Consider the following 17,591-nt stretch of genomic DNA (forward strand, 5'->3'; position numbering starts at 1 on the left):
ATGTCCCTGCCGCCCGGCTTTTTGGATGAACTGCGCACCCGCATCAGCATTTCTGATGTTGTCGGGCGCAAGGTCATGTGGGATCAGCGCAAATCGCAGCCGGGCAAGGGCGACTACTGGGGGCCGTGCCCTTTTCATCACGAGAAAACCGCATCCTTCCATGTCGAAGACCGTAAGGGTTTCTACTACTGCTTCGGCTGCCACGCCAAAGGCGACGCGCTGAAGTTTGTGCAGGAGACCGAGAATGTCGGTTTCATGGAGGCGGTGGAGATCCTGGCCGGTGAAGCGGGCATGGAGATGCCCAAGCGCGACCCGCGCGCGCAGGAGCAGCAGGACCGCCGGACGCTGCTGGCCGATGTGATGGAGCAAGCGGTCCAGTTTTTCCGCCTGCAGCTGAAAACCAATGCCGCCCGCGACGCGCGCGCCTATCTGCAGCGCCGCGGCCTGACGGCGCAGGCGCTGGACCGCTGGGAAATCGGCTTTGCCCCCGATGGCTGGCAGAACCTTTGGGATGCGTTGCGCGGCAAGAATGTGCCCGAGGACCTGATCATCGGGGCGGGCCTGGCCAAGCCCTCGAACAAGGGCGGCAAGCCTTATGACACCTTCCGCAACCGGATCATGTTCCCGATCCGCGATGCGCGCGGGCGGGCGATTGCCTTTGGCGGCCGGGCGATGGACCCGAATGACAACGCCAAATACCTGAACTCGCCCGAGACTGAGCTGTTCGACAAGGGCCGCAGCCTTTACAATCACGGGCCGGCACGGGCGGCCTCTGGGCGCGGCTCCACGCTGGTTGTGGCCGAGGGCTATATGGATGTGATTGCGCTGTCCGAGGGAGGTTTCCAATCCTCCGTTGCGCCGCTGGGCACCGCGATCACGGAAAACCAGCTGCAGATGCTGTGGCGGATGTCGGATGAGCCGATCATCGCGCTGGACGGCGACACCGCTGGCATCCGTGCGGCCATGCGGCTGATAGATCTGGCGCTGCCGCTGCTGGAGGCCGGTAAATCCCTGCGTTTTGCCATCATGCCCGAGGGCAAGGATCCCGACGACATGATCCGCAGCGAAGGTCCGGAAGCGGTGCAGGCGGTGCTGGATCAGGCGATACCGATGGTCAAGCTCTTGTGGCGGCGCGAGACCGAGGGCAAGGTTTTCGACAGTCCCGAGCGCAAGGCGGCGCTGGACAAAAGCTTGCGGGAAAAGATCAAGCTGATCCGCGATCCCTCGATCCGCAAGCACTATGGCGAAGACGTCAAGGAAATGCGCTGGCAGCTGTTCCGCGGCAGCCGGGGCGGCGGCGAGGGCGGTTATCAGCAGCGCGGCGGCAGGGGCGGCGGCTTCCGCGATGGCGCCCGCGCGCCCTGGAAACCTGGCAAGGGGTTCGGCGTGATCCCGCAGCCGCGCGCAACCACCCGGGCCTCGCTGGTCGCGGGTGCCGACGATGAATCCTTTGCTGCGATGCGCGAGGCGGTGATCCTGGCGACGGCGATCACCACCCCGGCGGTGATCCCGGAATTCGAAACCAGTCTGGAGCGTCTGCAATGCGCCGACCCGGATCTGGCGCTGCTGCGCGACATGGTGCTGCGCCACGGCATCGACGCGCCGGAGCGGCTGCGCGAGGAAATCGACTGGTCTTTGGGGCCTCATGCCCTTGAAAACCTGTTTGGCCTTCGCCACGTTGCAATCATCCCTTGCCTGCGCAAACCCGGCGACACCGAACTGGCCAGCATGACCCTGGCCGAAGAGCTCGCGAAACTTGAAGCGCTGCGCGGATTGGATGCGGAACTGGCAGAAGCCGAAGAGGATTTGCATGGCCTTGCCGATGAGGCGCTGACCTGGCGGCTGCGGCAGGCGGCGGAGGCCAAGAATAAAGCGGTGCGCAGCGAAAACGAGGACCAGGCGCAGTATGACGTGGGCAAGAATGGCGCGCGGCTCAACCGGGATGAGCGTGATGCCTTCGGCGCCCTTTTGGACCGGATCGGCTTTTCAGAGAAGTGACACGCAGGGGTGATTCTGCGTTTTGCTAAGGAAGAGCACAGGAAAATTGGGTAAACGGGGTGACGAATCGGATGATCGCGCACATGATTCGCGTGATTCGAACTGCCCCGCAGCCCCTGAGTAGGAGCATTGAATGGCCGCCAAAGACACCGACGACCGCAAACCTGACGATCAGGACGCCGAAATCTCCCTTGATATGAGCCAGGCTCAGGTCAAGAAGATGATCGCGGAAGCCCGCGAAAAAGGCTACATCACCTACGATCAGCTCAATCAGGTTCTGCCGCCGGATCAGGTCAGCTCGGAACAGATCGAAGACGTGATGTCGATGCTCAGCGAAATGGGCATCAACATCATCGAGGACGAAGAGGCCGAGGAAGAAGAGAACAAGGGCGCCACCGACCTTGTGACCACCGAAGGCCCGCGCGAGGTTGCGCTGGCAGGCGCGCAGACCGAGAAGCTGGACCGCACCGACGACCCGGTGCGCATGTACCTGCGCGAAATGGGCTCGGTCGAGCTGCTGAGCCGCGAGGGCGAGATCGCGATTGCCAAGCGCATCGAGGCCGGCCGCAACACGATGATTGCGGGCCTGTGCGAAAGCCCGCTGACCTTCCAGGCGATCACCATCTGGCACGACGAACTTCTGTCCGAGGACATTCTCCTGCGCGACGTCATCGACCTGGAGGCCACTTTCGGCAACCAGCTGGACGAGGACGGCGAGGAAGAGACCCCGGTGGTCGACGCTTCCGCGGTACAGGCCGCGGCCAAGCCGGCCAGGGAGGAAGGCCCGGAGCTGGACGCCGACGGCAACCCGATCTCCACCGACGACGATGACGACGAGGACGATCAGGCCAACATGTCGCTGGCCGCGATGGAGGCTGCGCTCAAGGACCGGGTGCTGACCACGCTGGAGCGGATTTCCACCGACTTCGCCGAGCTGAGCGAAATGCAGGACAGCCGGATCTCGGCCACTCTGAACGAGGACGGCTCCTTCAGCTCGGAAGACGAGGCGCGCTACCAGTCGCTGCGCTCCGAAATCGTTGAACTGGTGAACGGCCTTCACCTGCACAACAATCGGATCGAAGCGCTGATCGACCAGCTTTACGGCATCAACCGCCGTGTCATGCAGATCGACAGCTCGATGGTGAAGCTGGCCGACCAGGCCCGCATCAACCGCCGCGAGTTCATTGACGCCTACCGCGGCCGCGAGCTGGACCCGAACTGGCTGTCGGAAATGGGCGAGAAGCCGGGCCGCGGCTGGCAGATGTTCATTGAACGCTCCACCGACAAGGTTGAGGAGCTGCGCTCCGACATGGCCCAGGTGGGCCAGTATGTCGGTCTGGACATCTCTGAATTCCGCCGCATCGTGCAGCAGGTTCAGAAGGGCGAGAAAGAAGCCCGCCAGGCCAAGAAGGAAATGGTCGAGGCCAACCTGCGCCTGGTGATCTCCATCGCCAAGAAATACACCAACCGCGGCCTGCAGTTCCTGGATCTGATCCAGGAGGGCAACATCGGCCTGATGAAGGCGGTCGACAAGTTCGAATACCGCCGCGGCTACAAGTTCTCGACCTATGCGACCTGGTGGATCCGTCAGGCCATCACCCGCTCCATCGCGGACCAGGCCCGCACCATCCGGATCCCGGTCCACATGATCGAGACCATCAACAAGCTGGTCCGCACCGGCCGCCAGATGCTGCACGAGATCGGCCGCGAGCCGACCCCGGAGGAACTGGCCGACAAGCTGCAGATGCCGCTGGAGAAGGTCCGCAAGGTGATGAAGATCGCCAAGGAGCCGATCAGCCTTGAAACCCCGATCGGGGACGAGGAAGATTCGCAGCTGGGCGATTTCATCGAGGACAAGAATGCTGTGCTGCCTCTGGACAGCGCCATTCAGGAAAACCTCAAGGAAACCACCACCCGGGTTCTGGCCTCGCTCACCCCGCGCGAGGAGCGGGTCCTGCGGATGCGGTTTGGCATCGGTATGAACACCGACCACACGCTGGAGGAAGTCGGCCAGCAGTTCAGCGTGACCCGCGAACGGATCCGCCAGATCGAGGCGAAGGCGCTTCGGAAGCTGAAGCACCCCAGCCGCTCGCGCAAGCTGCGCAGCTTCCTGGATCAATGAGCCTGATCCCCTGGATCATGGATTATGATCCGGGGGATGCGCTGTCTGAGCTGGAGCGTGCAATTGTTGCTGCAGCCTTTGTTCAGGTGCCGACCCTAAAGAGTTCGGTGAACGAAGAATTAAGCGTCGTTCACCGGAACTATACCGTTCATGGATTGTATACGGATTTCCGGCCTCAAAATTCTGCAGGCTATCCCGAAAGGGCCGTGTTGGAGCCCCTGGATATTTTCGTCGATAGCGAGAGTATCGAACACGGCGCTTGCGCGGCAGTATACTACATTGATGACTGCCTGCTCGGACTTGAGCTGGCCAGCTACGGTGGCAATGTTGCTCTTCCTGTAACGTCATTTTCGATTGTGTGGCAGTCGAAGCCCGCCGAGATTTCATCTTAGCGGCCAAGGGGGGCTGAGGGTGAAGGTTTTCAGTTCGAATTTCGATAGCCTCATCGTCTTCGACGGCGAGTGCGTTCTGTGCTCTGGTTTCTTCCGTTTCATGCTGCGCCATGACCGGGCGGGGCGGTTCTCTTTTGCCACCGCGCAGTCGCCGCTAGGGCAGAAGCTGTACCGGGACCACGGTCTGTCCGCAGATGAGTTCGAGACCAACCTGGTGATTATCAACGGCCGCACTTACCAGCGGCTCGATGCCTTTGCCGCGGCGATGCGGGCGCTGCCCTGGCCGTGGCCGGTTCTGTCGGCCTGCCGGTTTCTGCCGGGATGGCTCAAAGATCCGCTTTATTTCAGCGTCGCCCGCAACCGCTACCGTCTGTTCGGCCGCTATGACCGCTGCATGATCCCCAGCCCGGAGGTCCGCGCCCGCTTTGCTGCCGGGGGCTTTGGCACATGAGGGACGCCTTTGGCGAGATCATCGCAGCGCAACGGCTGGAGGTGCCGCCCGCTCTGCTGCGGTTCCACGCGCAGCCGCCGGAGCGCAGCCAGGGCGTTGTCACGGTTGAGGGCGGCAACGGCTGGGCGCGGCTGCTGGCCGGTCTGGCAGGGTTTCCGCCGCCGATGCCCCGCACCCGCTTCCGGCTGGATGTCGCCCCGCAGGGCAGGGGCCATGTGTGGCAGCGCAGTTTCGGCAAGTACCAGACCCGCTCGCGCCTGCGGTTTGATCCGCGCAAGGGGCGGGCCGTGGAACGCTTCGGGCCGGTGGAGCTGGAACTGGCGGCCTCGGTCCAGCAAGGCGCGCTGGTGGTGACAGTGGAAAGGGCGCGGCTGTTCGGCCTGCCGCTGCCCCGCGCCCTGTGCCCGCAAAGCGCGTCAATGGAGTATGAGACGCCGAAGGGGCACCTGGGATTTGACATCTCTGCCAGCCTGCCGCGGATCGGCCTGCTGGTGCGCTACAGCGGCCATATCGTGCTGCCGGAGCTGGACGTCAGGCGTTAACCATTTGGTAACCCTGGCGTTGTTCCGCGCGGCGGCGGCGCGTAAAATCCCGGGTATCGCCAAAGGTCTTCCGGGGGGAAGAAGATGTCTGAACACGCCGATATGAATGAGGCGCTTGCCGCGCTGACGGACAAGCTCCGTTCGCTCAACGATCTGGTGACGGCCAACCAGTTCATGGTCGAGGCGCTGGCGCAGCAGGGCGGCACCCTGCAGCAGTTGGACGCCAGCAGCTCCAAGGCCATGCTGCGGCGCCAGGCCCGGGTCAGGTTCCACCCGGAAACCGGCACAGCGCCCAACGCTGCCGTTCTGGCTGTCCTGGAGGAGGTTCTGGGCCGCCAGCAGGAAAGCGCGGAGATCATTCCGTTCCCGGTTCGGGCCTGACATCAGCCTGCACACATCTGCGAGAGCAGGCGCCCCAGCCCGCAAGCGGCGCTTGGAGCCCTTGCCGCCAATCCCTATGCTGAAAGAAGCAAAGGGATATTTCCGGATGAGAAACTTCATGTGCGCGCTTGGCCTGGCCTGTCTCGGCGCGGTTCCTGCGGCCGCAGAGCCTTTCCTCGCCAACCGGGGCGTGCGGGTGCTGCCGGTCGATGAAATCATCTACGAGGTGGTGCCGGGCAGATCCGGAGGCACCTGGGATTACTGGTGCGCCGCCGCCCAGTATGCCCGCCGGGAACTGGGGGCAAACTGGACCGACCGTTTCTATGTGGTGCGCGGACGGGACATGAGCGTGACGACCGGCCGCCGCTCGTCGGTGCAGTTCACCCTGTACCCCAAGCGGGCCGGCATCACGCCCAAGATCGGCTGGCTGTCGCTTGGCTTCCGCCCCGGCGAAAGCATGTCTGTGCAGCAGGGGTATGGCTACTGCGCGCAGGCGTCCGCGTTGTAACCGGCGCTGCAGGCCCGGGCACGCACGGCAGTGTGACTGGCTTGTGTCTCAAATCTTCCTACCCTTGAGGGGGAGCCGCCCGGCCGGGCGGGCAACCTTCAGACCGGAGGGAAGATCACATGAAACCAGCAACCGCCGCCACGGTCCTTGCCGCGTCCTTGATCCTGGCGCTGCCGGACGTGTCCGCCGCCAACGCCAGCCGCCATAGCATCCGGGTCAATGCGGTGTCCGATGGCGTCTTCGAAGTCATTGCCCGCAGCGGCAACGGCTATCTGTTCTGGTGCGGCGCTGCGGATCACGTGCAGCGCGTGCTGCGGCGGCCCTGGAGCACCAGCCTGTATATCTACCGCGGCCTTGGTCCCAGCAAAACCACGGGGCGCCGCTCCGCGGTTCAGTTCACGCTGGACCCGAATTTGGCGGCTGCCGCACCGGCGGGCGGATACGGGTCTGTTAACAGCCTGCAAGCTGGTGATACAATGAGTGTGTTAAGGGCCCATGAGTACTGCTTCGTGCCGTTTGGGCGGCCCTGAAACCAGATTGATCCGCGGCCGCCGCGGCGGCGGGGAAGGGGATTGAAATGAGCATTAAAAAACTGTGGCTGCCAGGGCTGCTGGCATTGGTTCTGGCCGTTCCGGTGCCCGCTTCCGCCTGGCGGGCGATCAACCGGAACGAGGTGCTGCCGGTCTCCGAAGGTGTTTGGGAAGTGGTGGCCCGGAGCCGGTCCGGCGCACAGGACTACTGGTGCAGCATCGCTGACTTCGCCATCCGCCAGCTGCGGGCGCCGGTGAACCAGCGGATTTACGTCTGGCGCGGCGAGGGGCCTTCGGTCAACCGGCCGGGCCGCAAGGCGGTGCAATTCGCCTTTGGCCTGCCGCCCGGGGTGCCTGACCGCTCCGGCAGCCTGTCGCTGAACGTGCGGCAGGCGGGCGACAGCCTGCGGGTGACGGCAGCGCAGACCTATTGCTATGACCGGCTGCCCGGGCGCGACCGCTGGCTGCCGTAACCAGCGGTTTTATGAGCCGCCTCAGTTGCCTGCCGGTCCGGTTTGCGCCAAAACTGCCTCATGCATCATGAATTCACCATTCCGACGCGGGGGCAGGGCCTTTATGAGTTTACTGCCGGGATACAGTCCTGGGTGGCCGCAATCGGCCTGCAGGAGGGGCTGCTGACGCTGTTTGTCCGCCACACATCCTGCTCGCTGCTGATCCAGGAAAACGCCGACCCCGAGGTGCAGACAGACCTGCGGGCGTTCTTTGCCCGGCTGGTGCCGCCCTCGAACCATCCGTCGATGTCTTACCTGCGCCACACCTATGAAGGCCCGGACGACATGCCTGCCCATATCAAGGCAGCCCTGATGCCGGTGAGCCTGACCATCCCGGTGGCGGGCGGCGCGCCGGTTTTGGGCACCTGGCAGGGGGTCTACCTGTTTGAACACCGCGATGCCCCGCACCAGCGCCGGGTGGCGGCGCACTTGGAGTAACCCTCTTTATCTAGCGGCGGGAAATCACCTCTACCCAAATTCTGGAGGGTAGCCTATAGTTGTGGATAACCGGGCCGATCCCGGCACTAATAATCAAACTGACAGGATTGAGGAAGCAGGCGGATGCGCTGCCCATTTTGCGGAAATATCGACACTCAGGTCAAGGATTCACGCCCCGCCGAAGATCATGTTTCGATCCGCAGGCGCCGGTTCTGCCCCGCCTGCGGCGGCCGGTTCACTACCTATGAGCGGGTGCAGCTGCGCGATCTGGTGGTCATCAAGACCAATGGCAAACGCGAGGATTTCGACCGCGACAAGCTGGAGCGTTCGATCCGCATCTCGATGCAGAAGCGCCCGATTGAGCCGGAACGCATCGACCAGATGATTTCCGGCATCGTGCGGCGGCTGGAAAGCATGGGCGAGACCGACATCCCCTCCAAAAAGATCGGCGAGATCGTGATGGAGGCGCTGGCCCGGATCGACACCGTAGCTTATGTGCGCTTTGCCAGTGTTTACAAGAACTTCCAGGCGGCAGACGACTTCGAGGATTTTGTCCACGAGCTGCGCCCGCCGGCGGCCCCGGAAGAATAATGGACACAGATCACCGTTACATGGCGCTGGCGCTGTCCCTGGGGCGGCGCGGGCAGGGCAATTGCTGGCCGAATCCGGCTGTGGGCTGTGTCATCGTGCAGGGCCGACGCATTGTGGGCCGCGGCTGGACCAAGCCGGGTGGCCGTCCCCATGCGGAAACCGAAGCGCTGGCGCAGGCCGGTGAGGCCGCCCGCGGCGCCACCGCCTATGTCACGCTGGAGCCTTGCGCCCATCAGGGGGCAACGCCGCCCTGCGCGCAGGCGCTGATCAAGGCCGGGGTGGCGCGGGTTGTGGCCGCGATCGGGGACAGCGATCCGCGGGTTTCCGGCCAGGGCATCCGGATGCTGCGGGACGCGGGCATCCGGGTGGACACGGGCGTCTGGGGCGCCCAGGCGGCACGCGATCATGCCGGGTTCTTCCTGAAGACCGAACAGGGCCGTCCGCTGGTGACGCTGAAGCTGGCCAGCAGTTTCGACGGCCGCATTGCCACCGGATCGGGGCAGAGCAAATGGATCACCGGGCCGGAGGCGCGCCGCGCCGTGCATGCGATGCGGGCGCGCCATGACGCGGTGATGGTCGGCGGCGGCACGGCGCGGGCGGATGATCCCTCGCTGACGGTGCGCGATCTGGGGGTGGAGCGGCAGCCGGTGCGGGTGGTGATCTCCCGCCACCTGGACCTGCCGCTGATGGGCCAGCTGGCCCGCACGGCCAAACAGGTGCCGGTCTGGCTCTGCCACGGCCATGGTGCGGATCAGGAGCGTATTCAGGCCTGGGAAGGGCTGGGGGCCAAGCTGATCCCCTGCGCCTCGCACGGGGTGCAGCTGGACGCGGCGGATGTTCTGCAGCAGCTGGGGCAGGCGGGTCTGACCCGTGTGTTCTGCGAGGGCGGCAGCGCCTTGGCGGCTTCGCTCCTGGCCTTTGATCTGGTGGATGAGCTGATCGGTTTCACCGCCGGTCTGGGGATCGGCGCCGAGGGGCTCCCCTCGATCGGGGCCCTGGGCATCGGCCGGCTGGAGGAAGCGCCGCGGTTCGAGCTGGTCGAAACCCGCCCCCTTGGCCCTGACATCCTGCACCGCTGGACCCGCGCGCTGCGCTGACGGCCTGCTATCTTTCCTGTCAGGCGGTTTCTCCCGCCCGTCGCCGGAGCATGGTCATGCTCCGCTCCCGTTGGGCGTGGCCCGGCGCCTTGCGCCGGGCCACGCCCAAGGCCGCCAAAGATGCGCTGGCGCCAGCCAGGGCGTCCTGCGGGCGCGGGAGGTCTGCCGGTGCCGCTTGCTGCTGGGCTCAGCGCCAGAGGCGGGCGTAAGTCGCAAACAGTCCCTGAAGTTTGGAGAGCAGGCGGTTGCCAAGGCCCGGATGCGGCAGGCGGCCTTCGCGCAGGCGCCGCACCGCCACCTCTACCGGGCAGGGCTGGCCGGTCACCGGGTCGAAATAGCGCGGGTAGTCGATCAGCGCCGCATGGGCGAGGCCCAACAGCGGCACCTGTGCCGTCCGCCAGGGCGGCACCGGCGCCAGATCCGCGGTCAGCCCCCAGCCGGCATAAAACGGCGTGCCCAGCGTCGTCACCTTCACCCCGCGCAGCAGCGCCTCGAACCCCAGGAGCGAGGTCATCGTCCACACCTCCTGCACGTTCTCCAGCAGGGCCATGGGGTCTGCCTGCGCGGCGACAATGTCCGCCAGCCCCTCGGCATTCACCTGGCCTTTGCGCAGCCCGGCCTCCACATCCGGGTGCGGCTTGTAGATGATCACCGCCTCCGGGTTGGCGTCCCGCGCGGCGCGCAAAAGCTCCAGGTTGGTCCGCACCTGCCCGGCGCCGCACAGGATCGACGCATCATCCTCCACCTGGCCCGGCACCAGGATCCGGCGGCCGTCCGGCAGCGCCGGGACGGCGCCGCCAAGGTTGTATTTCGACACGCCGTCCCGGACCAGCGACTGCACCAGGCGTTCGGCCCGCAGCGCCTCCGCCTGGGTCATGTCCACCCGGCGGGCAATCAGCGCATCCAGGCCGGAGGGCGTGCGCGGATCGTAGTAGATCCCGCTCCGGTCGGTCACCAGCGACAGCGGCGGCACCAGCTCCGCGCCCAGTCCGCGCGAGCGCAGGAAGCCGTCCTCCACCCGCACCGCGCCTTTATGCGCCTCTGTTGCCTTGCCGGCCCAGACCATCCAGTTGCGGCCACTGGCCTGTGCCTTGGCCGGGTCTTCGGTGAACAGCACCTTCTTTTCTGCGCCATAGAACTGTTGCAGCGGCCTTCGCTTCCACATCCGCATTCCGGAGGCGGCCCAACCACAATGGTCCTGCCGCCAGGCGCGGACGCGCGCCTCCAGATTGTCCAGCACCGTTTCCAGCTCGCACAGCTCATCCCGGAACGGGTCGTGCCATTTCGGGTAAAGGATCATCGCCGCCGCAAACAGCTGCGACCGTGTCAGCCGCCGCTGCCGCCGCGCGGGCGGCGCGTCGTCCGTGCTCAGCCCCCAGCCCGCATAAAACGGCTGGCCGAAGACCCGCGGCTTGTGGCCTGCCAGGATCGCCTCGAACCCCAGCTGCGACGAGACGGTATAGACCCCGACCGCGCCCTCCAGCAGCGCCCAGGGCGACACGCTGCCGGTGAACAGCTCGACCCGCCCCTGTGCGTCAAGGGCGCTGAAATAGCCCGCCCGGTAGCCGTGCAGCGTTTCGGGATGGGTCTTGATCAGCACCCGCGCGCCGGGGTGCTCCTCCTGGGCAAAGGCCAGCATCTCCAGAAACCGGGCGCGGTCCGCGCGCGATGCGGTGACGGAGGCATCGTCCCGTGCCTGGTCCGCCACCAGCACATAGCCGGGCTCCGGCACCGGATCTTCGGGATCAAAAGCGTTGTATTTGCTGAGATGCGCGGCTTTGAGCCGCGCAACCGCATCGCGCGCCCGGCGCATCAGATGCGCGTCATCCAGCGGGTGGCTGGCCAGGAGCTGCTCCAGATCCGACGGCACGCCAGCGTCGAAGTGCACTCCGGCGCTGTCCAGCAGCAGGCCCGCAGGCGGCTCCCCGGCGCGGCCGGGATGGACCGAGCGCAAGAAGGCATCCTCGACCCGCAGCAGCCCGCAGCCGCGCTTCTGCGCCACTGCCAGCCCGCGCTGCGCCGTGGGGGAGGCGCCCCAGATGCCGACGAGGTCTTCGGGCTGCGGCAGCCCCAGCCGGATATCGTAGCCGGATAATTGCAGGATGCGCCGCACCCGGCGCTGGGTCAGAAAGCCGCCGTTGTAAACAAAAAGCCGGGACGCAGCGCTCCCGGCTTTGTGCTGGCCTGCGGTCAGGCTCATGCTGTTTTAGCTGCCGTCCAGCGCGGTCGAAACGCTCGACAGGGATCCGACCGGCGTCACCAGCAGCGAGATGGTCTTGGTCCACTGCGCATACGGCGCTTCGGTGACATAAAGCGTGTCGTCGTCGCGGATCACAAAATCGCGGGCGACAAACAGCCCGTTCGGCTGTGTCAGGTTCAGCACATAGACCATGCGCTGGGCGCCGATCAGATCGTCGCGGCCCAGCACCTGGTTGGCGATTTCGGCAGGCTCGTTGCGCAGCACAAACACGCCCGTAGGGTCCGAGGCGGTGGAGATCAGGCCGCCGACCTGGGCAATGGCCTCCAGCGCGGACAGGTCCTGGCTTTCAAACGGCACCCGCGCCTGGGCGGAGGTTGCGCCAAGGGCGGTGAAGGAGCGGGTGTCCTCCTCCACCAGAATGCGGTCGCCGCCGCGCAGGGCGACATCCAGCGCCGGGTTGTCGAACAGGTCCTGGAACCAGATCTTGCCCTTTTCGTGGCCGCGGATCACGGTGACCTGGGCAATCTCCGGCTGGATCGTCACACCGCCGGCCTTGGCCAGCATGGAGGACAGGGTCCGGGTCGGGCGTTCGATCGGATAGACGCCCTGGGCGCCGACGGAGCCGGTGAGGCTGACAGTCGCCCCGTCGCCTGCCAGGCGGCGCACCTGCACCTGCGGATCCGGGGTCTGGTCTTCCAGCTTCCGGGTGATGGTCTCGCGCAGCTGATCCGGTGTATTGCCGGACGCCCGCAGGCGGCCCGCATAGGGCACAAAGATATAGCCGGCGCTGTCGACCTGCACCTCTTCCAGCACGGTGGCATTGGTGGCCTCGGCGGCCAGCAGCCCGTCATCGACGTTTTCCCAGACCGTCAGGCCCAGCACATCGCCGGGGCGGATGGTGTCAGAAGTCAGCCGCCCCGCCGAGGTGAACCCGGAGGAGAACCCCAGGGCAGGCACCACCGCCGTGGCGCGGGCCACCCGGTCGTTGACGGAGACGATAAAGGCATCGCCTTCCCGCTGCACGGACCCGGCGAAGATCTGGCGCTTGTTGGGGCCGACTTTGGGCAGGCCGCAGGAGGCGGCCAGCGTCAAGGCGGCCAGCATGGCCACCGGACGCGCCCAGCGAAGGGGAACGGATTTCACTGCTCGGTCTCCTCGACCAATTATTGTTTGCCTCAAGTTTTACCGGCAACCTAACCGGGCAGCAGGGAAAAATCCAGTCTTAGGGCAAATCTGCGTCAGGTCACAAGGCGAAACTGTTGCCGCGGTGCCGCTGTGCCCAGGCGCAGCGCGTCATAAGGATCTTCCTCCGCCAGCATCATATCCGCCACCTGGCGCAGCAGCTGGCGGCGCCCATTGCGCGAATAATACCCTCCGGGCACCTGCGAGGTTTCCAGAAGAAAGCGGCGGTAATCCTTGTAGGCGCGGCTGTCAGGGCGGCTGGCGGCGGCAAAGAATTCCGCCAGCGGCTGCTCCGAGACAAACTCAGGCTTGCCATAGACCGCGCGGCCAAACACCCGCAGCGGGATGCCGCGCCACAGCACCTGCTGGCCAGCGGTGGAATTGACGGTCACCGCTGTGCGCGCCTCGTTCAATAGCTGCGCCAGCTTGCCGCCGCGCACGTAATGCACCCGGTCGGCAATGCCATGCGCCCGCGCAAGCCGCCGCAGGGTGCGGCGCACTTGGGCACGGCCATCCTCCAGCGGGTGCGCCTTGATCACCAGGTGGTGGTGGCGCGGGGCGCCTGCGGCGAAACCGCCGATCACCTCCGCCAGGAATTCGCCCATGCTGCTGAACGGGGAATGCATCTGGAACGAGCTGTCATGCTCCAGCTGCAGCAGCGCAAGGTGATAGGGAAAGCCGCCGCCGCGGATGCGCTGCTCCGCCAGCCGCCGCTCCAGCGCCTGGACGGGCATCAGCAGCAAGCGCTTGAGGTAGAGCTGGAATTCCTTGGTTACAGGCAGCGCCCGGTGCGGGCGGAAGTTGCGGTACTTGCGGTTCCGGAACATCACGAACCAATGGTACAGCGCGCCATAGAAAACATGCTGGCGCATATCGCCCCAATGCGCAGGCGGCAGCGGCGCCTCCATGTCCGACAGCGCCAGCGCTTCCTGCATCTGCGGCACGGTCATGTCCATCAGCCGCGAATGGCCATTGGCGCCGCCGCGCTCATAGGTCACCCAGTAGGGACGCAAATAGCCTTCCTCAAACACATGCACCGTCAGCCCGCGCTGCCGGGCCGCCGCCACTGCGGCGGCGTGTACGGGCCGGGTGTCGCCGTAAAGCACAAGATCGGTGATGCCGCGGCTGTCCAGCAGCCCGGCCAGCACGTCAGGCCACTCCCGCTGCGGTCCGGTGAACGGAATAAAGCTCTCCCTGCCGCGCCAGAAGGCTTGATCGCCTGCATTGAACCCGACCCGCGCCACCTCGCAGCCCGCCGCCTGCAGCATTTTTCCGAGGGCAGCAAAAAACGGCCCGTGCGGGCCTTGCAGGAACAGAAAGCTCCGGTGCTTTTCGGCAGGGGTGGGCATCACAGGGGGCTGAACTCGAAAGACTAAGATAAGGATCGGATAATATTTGAGTGCGGCGAAACTAAGGCTTCAGCGGGGGGGATGGCAAGCCGGGGCTTGTGAAGACCGCACGGCTTGGCTACCTCTGCCGCAGGATAGACATTGCACCGGCGGGGAGCGCACCCATGTTCACAGGCATCATCACTGACGTTGGCACCATTGCCGAACTGGAGCAGCAGGGCGACCTGCGGGCAAGGATCCGCACCGGCTATGACACCGCCACAATCGACATCGGCGCCTCGATCGCCTCCGATGGGGTCTGCCTGACGGTGATCGCGCTGGGCGACGACTGGTACGACGTGCAGGTCTCGGCGGAGACCGTCTCAAAGACCAACCTCGGCGCCTGGACCGTGGGCAAGCGGGTGAACCTGGAGCGCGCGTTGAAAGTGGGCGACGAACTGGGCGGCCATATCGTGTCCGGCCATGTGGACGGCGTCGCCGAAGTGGTTGCCATGACGGACGAGGGCGACAGCACCCGGGTCACCCTGCGCGCGCCGCAGGCGCTGGCCCGCTTCATCGCCCCCAAGGGCTCGGTGGCGCTCAATGGCACCTCGCTGACGGTGAATGACGTGGATGGCTGCGATTTCGGCATCAACTTCATTCCGCACACCAAGGAGGTCACCACTTGGGGCGATGTGAAGGCGGGGGATCAGATCAACCTGGAAATCGACACCCTGGCCCGCTACGTCGCGCGGCTGCACGACGCCGGATAAGGGCAGGGCTCTTTCATCTTTCCCGAAATACTCCGGGGTGAGGCCGCCAGGCCGAGGGGCAGCGCCCCTCATGCGCCGGGGCGTCGGGGAGCAAACGCTCCCGCCCCTTTTGCCTGCATCACATATGCCGTCAAAAGCGTTGGGCCGCGCGCGCCGCCAAGGCGGCGCGTCACCACATGTCGCCAACGGTGTAGCCCGCCGGGAAGGGGTCGCTGGGGTCCAGCGTGTACTGGCTCAGCCCGTAGATCCAGCCTTGCCCTGACAGCGTTGGGACAATCGCTTGGTAGGGCCCAACCTGCGTTTCCTCCACGATCCGCCCGGTAAAGGTGGTGCCCAGCGGCCCGGCGTTCACATAGTCCTGGCCTAGCCCCAACAGCCCGCGCGCGTGCAGCACCGCCATCTTGGCGCAGGTGCCGGTGCCGCAGGGCGAGCGGTCGAGGATGCCGCTGGCGTCCTGCGGGCGCTCCGGATCGAACGGGCCGGTCGAAAGGGTGACCGCTCCGCGCCCATGGGTTCCTTCCGCCACCGGCGCGCCCCAAAGGTTGGTGATGGTCGGGCCGGAAATTCCGGGGTTGTCCGGATGCACCACCGGCAGCTGCTCGGCGGCGGCGTGGCGGATCGCCTCTGACACCCGAACGATCTCCGCGCCGTTGTCCGCATCGAGCGCAACGCCCAGAGTTTCGGCCCCGGCCAGCACAAAGAACATGCCGCCCCAGGCCACATCCACAGTGACGGTGCCCAATCCCGCCACCTCCACCTGCGCATCCAGATGCATGGCAAAGGCCGGCACGTTCCTGAACTCTACCCGCGTCACCTTGCCATCGCGGCATTCGGCCTTCACCCGGATCAGCCCGGCGGGGGCCTCCAGGGTCAGCTCCGTCACCGGCTCCGTCATCGGCACGATTCCGGTCTCCAGCAGCACCGTCACCACGCAGATGGTATTGGAGCCGGACATCGGCGGGTATTCGGTCTGCTCGAAAATGATGAAGCCCGCATCGGCCTCCGGGTGGCAGGGCGGCACGATGGCATTGCCGCACAGGCCGGGATTGCCGCGCGGCTCGCGCAGCATCGAGAGGCGGATCTCGTCATGGTTGGCGGCCATGTCCTGCATCTTCTCGAACACCGAGCTGCCCCGCAGCAGCGGCATGCCGCCGGTGATCACCCGGCCCGGTTCGCCCTCGGCATGAACTTCGACGGCTTGCAGTATGCGGGATGCGCGCATGTCCGGTCCTCCCAACCATCTGGCATCTGGGATCCTGAATTGGATCCAAAGCCAGTTGTGCACAGCTGCACAGGCCGCGTCCAGACCCCCTGGTGCCGTTTGCGGGACTGGCATTTGCCGCCGGCCTGGGCTATCTGGCTGGGAAAGAACCCGCAGTGCCAGGCGTGCTGCCCATGCACATCGAAAGGCTGCCATATGAGCTTTGAAAAACCGGGGCCGGTTGAGGCGCAACTGCGCGATGCGATCAGCCCGATTGAAGAGATCATTGAAGAGGCCCGCCAGGGCCGCATGTTCATCCTGGTCGACCATGAGGACCGCGAGAACGAAGGCGACCTGGTGATCCCGGCGCAGCACGCCGATGCCGCCGCGATCAATTTCATGGCCACCCATGGCCGCGGTCTGATCTGCCTGACCCTGCCGGCCGAGCGGATCGAGGAGCTGGGCCTGCCGATGATGGCGCTGCACAACTCGTCGCGCCATGAGACCGCCTTCACCGTCTCCATCGAGGCGCGCGAGGGGGTCTCCACCGGCATCTCCGCCGCTGACCGCGCGCTGACCGTGGCCACCGCCATCGACCCGGAGAAATCCGCCGCCGACATCGCCACGCCGGGCCATGTGTTCCCGCTGCGCGCGCGCCGGGGCGGGGTGCTGGTCCGCGCGGGCCACACTGAGGCCGGCTGCGATGTGGCGCGGCTGGCGGGCCATTACCCGGCGTCGGTGATCTGCGAGATCATGAAGGAAGACGGCACCATGGCGCGCCTGCCCGACCTGGTCGAATACGCACAGAAACACGGGCTGAAGATTGGCACCATCTCCGACCTGATCACCTACCGCGCCCGCAACGACAACCTGGTGGTGGAAACCTCGCGCGAGACCGTGACCTCGGAATTCGGCGGCGAGTGGGAAATGCGGCTGTTCACCGACCAGACCCACGGTATCGAGCATGTGGTGATGATCAAGGGGGACATCACCACGCCGGAGCCGGTGCTGGTGCGCACCCATGCGCTGCATGAGGCGACGGACATCCTGGGTCTTGGCCCGAAATCCGCCCGCCAGCTGCCCCGCGCGATGGAGATCATCGCCGAAGAGGGCCGCGGTGTGGTGACCCTGTTCCGCCAGCCGCGCAACGCGCTTTATGCCAACGAGGACGAAGGCCCGCGCACGGTGACCATCAAACAGACCGGCATCGGCGCCCAGATCCTGTCGGGCCTGGGCCTGCATGAGCTGGTCCTGCTGACCGACTCGCCCTCCACGAAATACGTCGGGCTGGACGCCTATGGCCTGTCCATCACCGGCAGCCGCCCCATTCTGAAGGACGCTTGAT

18 protein-coding genes are annotated in these 17,591 nt (G+C 65.7%); 14 read left to right on the forward strand and 4 right to left on the reverse strand.

Annotation, left to right across the window (positions count from 1 at the left end):
- The 12 genes from dnaG to ribD all read left to right on the forward strand — a co-directional run bounded on the left by dnaG (nt 1) and on the right by ribD (nt 9,562).
- A complete protein-coding gene (gene dnaG, locus R2C4_RS05180) occupies nt 1-1,998 on the forward strand; it encodes a DNA primase (RefSeq protein WP_141889844.1) in 1,998 nt (665 codons plus the stop codon).
- A gap of 133 nt (nt 1,999-2,131) precedes the next feature.
- Nucleotides 2,132-4,120: an RNA polymerase sigma factor RpoD gene (rpoD, locus tag R2C4_RS05185; protein WP_141889845.1), complete on the forward strand. Its 1,989-nt coding sequence runs from the start codon at nt 2,132-2,134 to the stop codon at nt 4,118-4,120.
- The gene (locus R2C4_RS05190; protein WP_141889846.1) at nt 4,117-4,512 is read left to right on the forward strand and encodes a hypothetical protein; all 396 of its coding nucleotides are present in this window, start codon (nt 4,117-4,119) and stop codon (nt 4,510-4,512) included. Before rpoD ends, R2C4_RS05190 begins: the two co-directional genes overlap by 4 nt.
- Nucleotides 4,513-4,531: 19 nt before the next feature.
- A complete protein-coding gene (locus tag R2C4_RS05195; protein WP_141889847.1) occupies nt 4,532-4,963 on the forward strand; it encodes a thiol-disulfide oxidoreductase DCC family protein in 432 nt (143 codons plus the stop codon).
- The gene (locus R2C4_RS05200; RefSeq protein WP_167510241.1) at nt 4,960-5,505 is read left to right on the forward strand and encodes a DUF4166 domain-containing protein; all 546 of its coding nucleotides are present in this window, start codon (nt 4,960-4,962) and stop codon (nt 5,503-5,505) included. Before R2C4_RS05195 ends, R2C4_RS05200 begins: the two co-directional genes overlap by 4 nt.
- An 84-nt stretch (nt 5,506-5,589) precedes the next feature.
- Entirely contained in the window at nt 5,590-5,886 is a 297-nt protein-coding gene (locus R2C4_RS05205; RefSeq protein ID WP_058284340.1) for a hypothetical protein, read from the forward strand.
- Nucleotides 5,887-5,992: 106 nt separating this feature from the next.
- A complete protein-coding gene (locus R2C4_RS05210) occupies nt 5,993-6,394 on the forward strand; it encodes a hypothetical protein (RefSeq protein ID WP_244940782.1) in 402 nt (133 codons plus the stop codon).
- Nucleotides 6,395-6,513: 119 nt separating this feature from the next.
- Nucleotides 6,514-6,924: a hypothetical protein gene (locus R2C4_RS05215; RefSeq protein WP_141889849.1), complete on the forward strand. Its 411-nt coding sequence runs from the start codon at nt 6,514-6,516 to the stop codon at nt 6,922-6,924.
- Between the two features lie 47 nt (nt 6,925-6,971).
- Nucleotides 6,972-7,397, forward strand: coding sequence for a hypothetical protein (locus R2C4_RS05220; RefSeq protein ID WP_058284342.1), 426 nt, complete (start codon nt 6,972-6,974; stop codon nt 7,395-7,397).
- Between the two features lie 60 nt (nt 7,398-7,457).
- Entirely contained in the window at nt 7,458-7,874 is a 417-nt protein-coding gene (locus R2C4_RS05225) for a secondary thiamine-phosphate synthase enzyme YjbQ (protein ID WP_141889850.1), read from the forward strand.
- A gap of 123 nt (nt 7,875-7,997) precedes the next feature.
- Nucleotides 7,998-8,465: a transcriptional regulator NrdR gene (gene nrdR / locus R2C4_RS05230; protein WP_058284344.1), complete on the forward strand. Its 468-nt coding sequence runs from the start codon at nt 7,998-8,000 to the stop codon at nt 8,463-8,465.
- A 20-nt stretch (nt 8,466-8,485) separates the two neighbouring features.
- The gene (gene ribD / locus R2C4_RS05235) at nt 8,486-9,562 is read left to right on the forward strand and encodes a bifunctional diaminohydroxyphosphoribosylaminopyrimidine deaminase/5-amino-6-(5-phosphoribosylamino)uracil reductase RibD (protein WP_244940821.1); all 1,077 of its coding nucleotides are present in this window, start codon (nt 8,486-8,488) and stop codon (nt 9,560-9,562) included.
- Between the two features lie 187 nt (nt 9,563-9,749).
- Here the strand turns inward: ribD and R2C4_RS05240 are convergent, their stop codons facing one another.
- The 3 genes from R2C4_RS05240 to R2C4_RS05250 form a co-directional block, all read right to left on the reverse strand.
- The gene (locus tag R2C4_RS05240; protein ID WP_141889852.1) at nt 9,750-11,762 is read right to left on the reverse strand and encodes a capsular polysaccharide biosynthesis protein; all 2,013 of its coding nucleotides are present in this window, start codon (nt 11,760-11,762) and stop codon (nt 9,750-9,752) included.
- 6 nt (nt 11,763-11,768) lie between these two features.
- Nucleotides 11,769-12,905, reverse strand: a complete 1,137-nt coding sequence (locus R2C4_RS05245; protein ID WP_141889853.1) for a polysaccharide biosynthesis/export family protein — start codon at nt 12,903-12,905, stop codon at nt 11,769-11,771.
- 95 nt (nt 12,906-13,000) lie between these two features.
- Nucleotides 13,001-14,293 carry a capsule biosynthesis protein gene (locus R2C4_RS05250; protein ID WP_141889854.1) on the reverse strand — a complete coding sequence of 431 codons (1,293 nt, stop codon included), beginning with the start codon at nt 14,291-14,293 and terminating at the stop codon, nt 13,001-13,003.
- Between the two features lie 164 nt (nt 14,294-14,457).
- Between R2C4_RS05250 and R2C4_RS05255 the strand changes: the two genes are divergently transcribed.
- Complete coding sequence (locus R2C4_RS05255) at nt 14,458-15,045, forward strand: riboflavin synthase (RefSeq protein WP_058284348.1); 588 nt, start codon at nt 14,458-14,460, stop codon at nt 15,043-15,045.
- 169 nt (nt 15,046-15,214) lie between these two features.
- Here R2C4_RS05255 and R2C4_RS05260 read toward each other — a convergent pair whose 3' ends face one another.
- The gene (locus R2C4_RS05260; protein WP_141889855.1) at nt 15,215-16,267 is read right to left on the reverse strand and encodes a proline racemase family protein; all 1,053 of its coding nucleotides are present in this window, start codon (nt 16,265-16,267) and stop codon (nt 15,215-15,217) included.
- A gap of 195 nt (nt 16,268-16,462) precedes the next feature.
- On the opposite strand from R2C4_RS05260, the gene ribB reads away from it, so the two are divergent.
- Complete coding sequence (gene ribB / locus R2C4_RS05265; protein WP_058284350.1) at nt 16,463-17,590, forward strand: 3,4-dihydroxy-2-butanone-4-phosphate synthase; 1,128 nt, start codon at nt 16,463-16,465, stop codon at nt 17,588-17,590.
- Nucleotide 17,591 lies beyond the last annotated feature (1 nt).

The sequence above is a fragment of the Leisingera aquaemixtae genome, from assembly GCF_006740765.1.
Classification (GTDB): Bacteria; Pseudomonadota; Alphaproteobacteria; order Rhodobacterales; family Rhodobacteraceae; genus Leisingera; species Leisingera aquaemixtae.

Excerpts from the sequence above, each read along its gene's own strand:
- dnaG (WP_141889844.1), top strand. The coding sequence starts at position 1 with ATGTCCCTGCCGCCCGGCTTTTTGGATGAACTGCGCACCCGCATCAGC.
- R2C4_RS05255 (WP_058284348.1), top strand. The coding sequence starts at position 14,458 with ATGTTCACAGGCATCATCACTGACGTTGGCACCATTGCCGAACTGGAG.
- nrdR (WP_058284344.1), top strand. The coding sequence starts at position 7,998 with ATGCGCTGCCCATTTTGCGGAAATATCGACACTCAGGTCAAGGATTCA.
- R2C4_RS05225 (WP_141889850.1), top strand. The coding sequence starts at position 7,458 with ATGCATCATGAATTCACCATTCCGACGCGGGGGCAGGGCCTTTATGAG.
- R2C4_RS05240 (WP_141889852.1), bottom strand. The coding sequence starts at position 11,762 with ATGAGCCTGACCGCAGGCCAGCACAAAGCCGGGAGCGCTGCGTCCCGG.
- R2C4_RS05205 (WP_058284340.1), top strand. The coding sequence starts at position 5,590 with ATGTCTGAACACGCCGATATGAATGAGGCGCTTGCCGCGCTGACGGAC.
- rpoD (WP_141889845.1), top strand. The coding sequence starts at position 2,132 with ATGGCCGCCAAAGACACCGACGACCGCAAACCTGACGATCAGGACGCC.
- ribD (WP_244940821.1), top strand. The coding sequence starts at position 8,486 with ATGGCGCTGGCGCTGTCCCTGGGGCGGCGCGGGCAGGGCAATTGCTGG.
- R2C4_RS05220 (WP_058284342.1), top strand. The coding sequence starts at position 6,972 with ATGAGCATTAAAAAACTGTGGCTGCCAGGGCTGCTGGCATTGGTTCTG.
- R2C4_RS05215 (WP_141889849.1), top strand. The coding sequence starts at position 6,514 with ATGAAACCAGCAACCGCCGCCACGGTCCTTGCCGCGTCCTTGATCCTG.
- R2C4_RS05260 (WP_141889855.1), bottom strand. The coding sequence starts at position 16,267 with ATGCGCGCATCCCGCATACTGCAAGCCGTCGAAGTTCATGCCGAGGGC.
- R2C4_RS05190 (WP_141889846.1), top strand. The coding sequence starts at position 4,117 with ATGAGCCTGATCCCCTGGATCATGGATTATGATCCGGGGGATGCGCTG.
- R2C4_RS05250 (WP_141889854.1), bottom strand. The coding sequence starts at position 14,293 with ATGCCCACCCCTGCCGAAAAGCACCGGAGCTTTCTGTTCCTGCAAGGC.
- R2C4_RS05200 (WP_167510241.1), top strand. The coding sequence starts at position 4,960 with ATGAGGGACGCCTTTGGCGAGATCATCGCAGCGCAACGGCTGGAGGTG.
- R2C4_RS05210 (WP_244940782.1), top strand. The coding sequence starts at position 5,993 with ATGAGAAACTTCATGTGCGCGCTTGGCCTGGCCTGTCTCGGCGCGGTT.
- ribB (WP_058284350.1), top strand. The coding sequence starts at position 16,463 with ATGAGCTTTGAAAAACCGGGGCCGGTTGAGGCGCAACTGCGCGATGCG.